The 5,526-nt window shown below is 63.2% G+C and carries 5 protein-coding genes; all 5 read left to right on the forward strand.

Features of this window, described 5'->3' with window-relative positions; translation table 11 throughout:
* Positions 1 to 364 (forward strand): ABC transporter permease subunit (locus tag EN893_RS16460; RefSeq protein WP_128361648.1); only part of this gene is annotated, 364 nt, incomplete at its 5' end.
* Positions 364 to 2,019 carry an ABC transporter ATP-binding protein gene (locus tag EN893_RS16465; RefSeq protein ID WP_127268158.1) on the forward strand — a complete coding sequence of 552 codons (1,656 nt, stop codon included), beginning with the start codon at positions 364 to 366 and terminating at the stop codon, positions 2,017 to 2,019. The genes EN893_RS16460 and EN893_RS16465, both read left to right, overlap by 1 nt.
* A gap of 182 nt (positions 2,020 to 2,201) precedes the next feature.
* Positions 2,202 to 3,791, forward strand: a complete 1,590-nt coding sequence (locus tag EN893_RS16470; RefSeq protein ID WP_127268159.1) for an ABC transporter substrate-binding protein — start codon at positions 2,202 to 2,204, stop codon at positions 3,789 to 3,791.
* Between the two features lie 97 nt (positions 3,792 to 3,888).
* Complete coding sequence (locus EN893_RS16475; protein WP_127268160.1) at positions 3,889 to 4,728, forward strand: alkaline phosphatase family protein; 840 nt, start codon at positions 3,889 to 3,891, stop codon at positions 4,726 to 4,728.
* Positions 4,729 to 4,897: 169 nt separating this feature from the next.
* Positions 4,898 to 5,464 carry a sigma-70 family RNA polymerase sigma factor gene (locus EN893_RS16480; protein WP_127268161.1) on the forward strand — a complete coding sequence of 189 codons (567 nt, stop codon included), beginning with the start codon at positions 4,898 to 4,900 and terminating at the stop codon, positions 5,462 to 5,464.
* Positions 5,465 to 5,526 lie beyond the last annotated feature (62 nt).

Consider the following 5,526-nt stretch of genomic DNA (forward strand, 5'->3'; position numbering starts at 1 on the left):
GGTCGCCGTCGACATCACCGTCATGGACTATGTCGAGGCGGCGAAACTGCGTGGTGAGGGCAGCGGCTGGATCATCTTCCGCGAGATCCTTCCCAACGCATTGTCGCCGCTGGTTTCGGAACTCGGCCTACGCTTCATCTATGCCGTGCTGTTCCTGTCGACGCTGTCGTTCCTCGGCCTTGGCGTGCAGCCACCGGACGCCGACTGGGGCGGCATGGTCAAGGAAAACAAGGATGGCATCGTCTTCGGCATCGCGGCCGCGCTTATCCCGGCGGCGGCGATCGCCCTGTTGGCGATTTCCGTCAACCTGGTTGCCGACTGGGTGCTCAACCGGACGACCAGCCTCAAGGGAGGACGCGGGTGATGGCCGACACCAAAGCGAAATCAGGCCTGCTGCTCGACATCCGCAACCTACGCATCGAAGCCACCGTCTTCCCGCCCGGCGAGCCGCCAAAGAACATCGTGTTGGTGCACGATGTCTCGCTGACGCTTGAAAAAGGCAAGGTGCTCGGCCTGATCGGCGAGTCCGGCGCCGGCAAGTCGACCATCGGCCTGTCGTCGATGGGCTATGGCCGCGGCGGCGTGCGCATCACCGGCGGCGAGGTGATCCTGAACGGCCGCGACATCCTCAAGGGCGGCAAGGACGGCTTCCGCAAATTACGCGGCCGCGAGGTCTGCTATGTCGCGCAATCGGCGGCAGCCGCCTTCAACCCGGCGCACCGGCTGATGGACCAGGTGGTGGAAGCCACGCTGCTGCACGGTACGGCAACGCGGGCCGAGGCCGAGAAGCGCGCGGTTGCGCTGTTCAAGAAGCTCAGCCTGCCGAACCCTGAAACCATCGGCGAGCGCTTTCCGCACCAGGTTTCGGGTGGCCAGTTGCAGCGCGTGATGACGGCGATGGCGCTGTGCTCCGAGCCGGACCTGATCGTCTTCGACGAGCCGACAACGGCGCTCGACGTGACGACGCAGATCGACGTGCTGGCGGCGATCAAGGATGCCATCCGCGACACCCATGTCGCTGCGCTCTACATCACCCACGACCTTGCCGTCGTCGCCCAGGTCTCAGACGAGATCATGGTGCTGCGCCATGGAAGGCTGGTCGAATGGGGCGGCACAAGGCAGATCATCAAGGAGCCGCGCCAGGAATACACCAATGCGCTGGTCTCGGTGCATGAGATCGAGCATCAGGAGCAGAAACCCGGCACGTCGCCATTCCTGTCGGTGAAGAACGTCACCGCCGCCTATGGCCGCAGCGACATCAAGGTGCTGAAGAACGTCTCGGTCGACATCTATCCGGGTCAGACGCTGGCCGTGGTCGGCGAGTCCGGCTCCGGCAAGTCGACGCTGGCGCGCGCCATCACGGGACTTTTGCCGCCCGAACAGGGCACCGTCACCTTCGACGGACGTCCGCTGGCCAACAGGCTGGCCGACCGGCCGAAGGAGGATTTGCGCCAGTTGCAGATGATCTACCAGATGGCCGACGTGGCGATGAACCCGCGCCAGACCGTCGGCACCATCATCGGCCGGCCGCTCGAATTCTATTTCGGCATACGCGGCCGCGAGCGCGACAGGCGCGTCGCCGAACTGCTCGACAAGATCGAGATGGGCAAGGGCTTTTCCGACCGCTATCCGGCCGAACTTTCCGGCGGCCAGAAACAGCGTGTCTGCATCGCCCGATCGCTTGCCGCCAAGCCGAAGCTGATCATCTGCGACGAGGTGACCTCTGCGCTCGATCCGCTGGTCGCCAACGGCATCCTCAAGCTGCTGCTGGAGTTGCAGAAGGAGGAGAACGTCGCCTATCTGTTCATCACGCACGACCTCGCCACTGTGAAGTCGATCGCCGATTCGATCGCGGTTATGTATCGCGGCGAGGTGGTGCGCTACGGCCCCAAGAGCCAGGTGCTAAGCCCGCCCTTCGACGCCTACACCGACCTGCTGCTCTCCTCGGTTCCAGAGATGGAAATCGGCTGGCTGGAAAAGGCAATCAAGGGACGGCGCATGGCCAGCGCGGGCAACTAAAGCAATTCGGGGAAACTGGAACCGGTTCTCCCAGAAGAAGCGCATGGCGCTTCCCCTGGGAATTGCACCAGACCAAGCCGCCACATGGGGCGCCGGCGACCGTCATCCGGATGCAACACAAGAGCGCCAAACGTCCTTCGGGACGAGCGCTGCTCGCACGACTTTTAAAACAGGGGTAGGACATGAAGACTGAACTCGATTATCTCGCCGAACTCGCCGGTCAAGGCCGGATATCGCGCCGCGCCTTTCTTGGGCGCGCCGCCGCGCTCGGCGTATCGGCGGCCCTGATGCCGGCGCTGGCCGGCAAGGCATTTGCCCAGACGGCGGTGAAGGGCGGTATCATCAAGGCCGGTCTGCAGGGCGGTGAATCCACCAACAGCCTCGATCCGGCGCTGAACCTCAGCCAGGTTACCTTCAGCTTCGGCAAGCTTTGGGGCGAGTATCTCGTGCGCCTCACCCCGGACAACAAGCTGGTCAACCTGATTGCCGAGGAGATTGGCGCCTCGGCCGACGCCAAGACATGGACAATCAAGATCCGCGACGGCATCGAGTTCCACAATGGCAAGACGGTCGGCGCGGAGGATGTTGCTGCCACCATTGAGCGCCATGCGGACGAGAAGTCCAAGTCCGGAGCACTCGGCATCCTCAAGAACATCAAGGGGATCAAGGCGAGCGGCAAGGAGGTCATCGTCACGCTCGGCGACGCCGATGCCGACTTCCCCTATCTGATGGCCGACTACCATCTCACCATCCAGCCGAATGGTGGCAAGGACGATCCGAACGCCGGCATCAGCGCCGGTCCCTATAAGGTTAGCGTCAACCAGCCCGGCGTGCGCCATGGCGGCGAGCGCTTCGCCAATTACTGGCTGGGCGACAAGGCCGGCCATGCCGACCAGGTCGAGATCATCGTCATCAATGACGCGACCGCACGGCTTGCCGCCCTGCAGGGCGGCCAGGTGCACATGATCAACCGCGTCGAGCCGAAGGTCGTCGATCTGGTCAAGCGCATCGCGGGCGTTTCCATCGAGAACGTCTCGGGCAAGGGCTACTACCCGTTCAACATGTTCTGCGACACCGCCCCCTTCGACAGCAACGATCTGCGGATGGCGCTGAAGCTTGCCATGGACCGCGACGAGATGCTGGAAAAGATCCTGCGCGGCTATGGCTCGGTAGGTAACGACTTCCCGATCAACGAGGCCTATCCGCTGTTTTCCGCCGACATCGAGCAGCGCAAGTTCGATCCGGACAAGGCGGCGGCAGCCTATAAGAAATCGGGCCACAGCGGCTCGATCGTGCTGCGCACCTCGGACGTCGCCTTCCCGGGCGCCGTCGATGCCGCACAGCTCTATCAGCAGTCCTGCGCCAAAGCCGGCATCAAGATCGAGATCAAGCGCGAGCCCGGCGACGGCTACTGGTCGGAGGTCTGGAACAAGCAGCCTTTCTCGCTCTCCTACTGGGGCGGACGCGCGACGCAGGACCAGATGTATTCCACCGGCTATGTCTCGACCGCCGACTGGAACGACACGCGCTTCAAGCGGCCGGAATTCGACAAGATGCTGTTTACCGCGCGCGGCGAGCTCGACCAGGCCAAGCGCCAGGCGATCTACCACGATATGGCAGTTATGATGCGTGACGAAGGCGGGCTGATCGTGCCCTTCTTCAACCAGTTCATCGACGCGGCCGCCACCAGCAAGATCGGCGGCTATGCCAAGAGCCCTATCGGCGAAATGATGGACGGCTACGCGCTTGCCGAGTGCTGGCTCAACGCTTGAGCGGACTCTGATCGTCCGATTTCATCAATCAAGAACGCCGTGTGCCCAAGACGGCACACGGCGTCCCGCTTCAACCGCCAACCGCATGGAGCAGCCCATGGCGCTCAAGTCCAAGCTTCTGCTGATCATCCTCGACGGCGTGCCTTACCGGAACTGGCGCCGGCTGATGGGCAATCTCGAAGGCTGGGTGCAATCGGGCGAGGCGCGCGTCTGGAAGATGCGCTCGGTGCTGCCGTCGACCTCGGCCTGCTGCTATGCGTCGATCCACACCGGGGTCTCACCGCAGGTGCACGGGATTCTCTCCAACGAGAACCGGTTCCGCGTCGAGCAGCCCGATATCTTCTCCGAAGTCAGCAAGGCAGGCGGCAAGACGGGGGCGGTGACCCATTCCTACTGGTCGGAATTCTTCCGCGGCTATCCGTTCGACCTGGTCGAGGACATGGAATTCGACGAGCCAAGCGGGCCGATCACGCATGGCCGCTTCCACACCATGACCGGTTACAACCTTCGCAACCAGATGACGCCGAGCGATGTCGACCTGTTCGCGACGCTGACGATGCTGACGAAACGCCATGGCATCGACTACGGCATCCTGCACACCTGCACGCTGGACTCGATGGGACACCGCTTCGGCCACGACTGCCACGAGATGGACCATGCCGTCTATGCGATGGACGGGATGCTGGCCGCCTTCCTGCCGCGCTGGATCGAAGCCGGCTATGAGGTGATTGTCACCGCCGATCACGGCCAGACCGATCGTGGCCATCATGGCGGCCATGACGACGAGATGCAGGATTTCGCGCTGTACTATTTTGGACAAGGTAAGGGTCCGCAGGCCGACACGCTGCTCGACCAGCTGCAGCTGGCGCCGACAGTGCTGAGCCGGCTGGGTGTGGCAATACCGGAGGCGATGAAGGCTAAATCTTTCTTGGGGTGAGCGGGCGCGCAGAACTCTTCCCTTCCCCCCTTGTGGGGGGAAGGGAAGACCCTGCCTCTGGCAACACTTCCTTACTTCGGTTAGCCTCCGCAAAATTCCTTGGCGGAGGATGAACCTTTTTGGACCGATCAGCGACAGAGCAGACAGGAGCCAGGCGGCTCGACCGGCCATGACGGCAGCGACGGAGACCGATCGCGCTCTCGTCGACCGGGTCGCGAAGGGCGACCGTGCCGCCGTGCGGCTCCTGTTCATGCGTCACCACGCGCGGGTCTACCGCTTCGTGGCGCGCCAGACGGGATCGGAAATGATGGCCGACGATATCGCCAACGAAGTCTTCCTCGAGCTATGGCGCCAGGCGCCCGGCTTCGAAGGGCGTTCCGAAGTCTCGACATGGCTGCTCGGCATCGCCCGTTTCAAGGCGCTGTCCTTTCTGCGCAAGAAGAAGGAAGACTGGATCGACGACGAGGCCGCCGCCGCGGTGCCCGACGGCGCCGACACGCCGGAAGTCGTCACCATGAAGGAAGACAAGGCCGCCGCCCTGCGGCGCTTCGTCGACACCTTGCCCGAAGAGCATCGCGTGGTCATCGATCTTGCCTATTATCACGGACAATCGGTGAGCGAGATCGGCGAGGTGCTCGACATTCCGGTCGCCACCGTCAAGACCCGGATGTTCTACGCCCGCAAGAAACTCGGAGAGGCCCTCAAGGCCGCCGGTTACGACAGGGGGTGGCCATGAGCGCCGCTGAAAAGATGTCGCGCCGCGACGAAATGGAAACGCTGCTGCCGTTCTACCTGAAC

The sequence above is a fragment of the Mesorhizobium sp. M7A.F.Ca.CA.004.04.2.1 genome (assembly GCF_004022825.1).
GTDB lineage: Bacteria > Pseudomonadota > Alphaproteobacteria > Rhizobiales > Rhizobiaceae > Mesorhizobium.

Coding starts and splice junctions, on each gene's coding strand:
- EN893_RS16465 (WP_127268158.1), top strand. CDS start 364: ATGGCCGACACCAAAGCGAAATCAGGCCTGCTGCTCGACATCCGCAAC.
- EN893_RS16470 (WP_127268159.1), top strand. CDS start 2,202: ATGAAGACTGAACTCGATTATCTCGCCGAACTCGCCGGTCAAGGCCGG.
- EN893_RS16475 (WP_127268160.1), top strand. CDS start 3,889: ATGGCGCTCAAGTCCAAGCTTCTGCTGATCATCCTCGACGGCGTGCCT.
- EN893_RS16480 (WP_127268161.1), top strand. CDS start 4,898: ATGACGGCAGCGACGGAGACCGATCGCGCTCTCGTCGACCGGGTCGCG.